This window comes from Geomonas oryzae (assembly GCF_004117875.1).
In the GTDB taxonomy this organism is placed as follows: Bacteria; Desulfobacterota; Desulfuromonadia; order Geobacterales; family Geobacteraceae; genus Geomonas; species Geomonas oryzae.
The window spans coordinates 1-1,266 of the sequence record NZ_RAHW01000018.1 but is presented as its reverse complement, the minus strand read 5'-3'; the positions used below and the strand labels follow the sequence as shown (position 1 = coordinate 1,266).

The window sequence follows — 1,266 nt, the reverse complement described above, 5'->3', positions numbered from 1 at the left end:
TGTATAGACCGGAGACATAGGTTACACATGTTCGGAGACATGGGTGACACTTATTACCAAGAAGTGACTTTCCTCTTTGGAGGTGGGCATGCCTTGGCAAGAGGTGACAACCATGACCCTCAGGGCAGAATTCGTGATGTTAGCCGTTCAAGATGGCAGCAACATCTCTCAGCTTTGTCGGCTGTTCAACATCAGCCGCGACAAAGGCTACAAGTGGATCCGTCGGTTCAAGGAGCATGGAGATGCTGGCCTATATGACTGCTCTCGACGCCCCCATAACAGTCCCGTACAGACTGATGCCTCGGTCGAGAGTGCAATCCTTGCGCTTAGAAAAGAGCATCCGGCGTGGGGTGGCCGCAAGATTAAGGCTTGTCTGGAAGCAGACGGGAAACAAATGTTCCCTGCAGCTTCCACGATTACTGAGATCTTGCGCCGTAACGGCCAGTTAGACCCGGCGGAGTCCGCAAAGCACAAGGCTTTTATTCGTTTCGAGCATTCCAGCCCGAATGCTCTATGGCAGATGGACTTCAAAGGCCATTTTCCAACCCGTCAGGGCCGCTGTCACCCGTTGACGGTTCTAGATGACCACTCTCGCTACAACCTGGTGCTCCAGGCTTGTTACGACGAGACAACTGCTAGCGTAAAGAGTGCTCTTGTTGCCGCCTTTCGAAACTACGGGTTGCCAGACCGAATGACCATGGATAATGGCAGCCCCTGGGGAAACGACGGGGAATATCAACTCACTGTGCTGACAGCCTGGTTAATCAGGCTCGGAGTAGGTGTGAGCCATTCACGGCCATACCACCCTCAGACCCAGGGTAAAGACGAACGCTTTCACCGCACCCTACTTGTGGAAGCAATAGCCGGTAGAAATTTCGACAATTTAGCTCAATGCCAACAAGTTTTTGACGAGTTTAGAGTCGTGTACAACTCCAAGCGGCCGCATGAGTCATTAGGGCAAAAGCCGCCAGTTACACGCTATCAGCCAAGTGTACGGATGTACCCCGAGGTGCCACCGCGAATCGAATATGCCCCCGGTGATCACGTCCGAAAAGTGCAGGACAAAGGGACCGTCTTCTTCAAGGGCCACGTGTTCCAGGTCTCTAGGGCGTTACGGGGGGAACCAGTTGCTTTTCGCCCCACGGATCAGGACGGAACATTTTTAATTTACTACTGCCACCATAAGCTCCGGGAGATCCGGATCGGCGATAAAAAAGTGTCACCCATGTCTCCGAACGACTGTCACCCTTGACTCCGGTCTATACA

The 1,266-nt window shown here is 52.9% G+C and carries 1 protein-coding gene; it reads left to right on the top strand.

Translation table 11 applies throughout. The features are described from left to right. Positions 1–88: 88 nt before the first annotated feature. Positions 89–1,252, top strand: a complete 1,164-nt coding sequence (locus D6Z24_RS21470; RefSeq protein ID WP_129128546.1) for an IS481 family transposase — start codon at positions 89–91, stop codon at positions 1,250–1,252. Positions 1,253–1,266 lie beyond the last annotated feature (14 nt).

What these genes read in the sequence shown, in the direction of transcription:
- D6Z24_RS21470 (WP_129128546.1), top strand. Translation starts at nt 89, where the DNA reads ATGCCTTGGCAAGAGGTGACAACCATGACCCTCAGGGCAGAATTCGTG.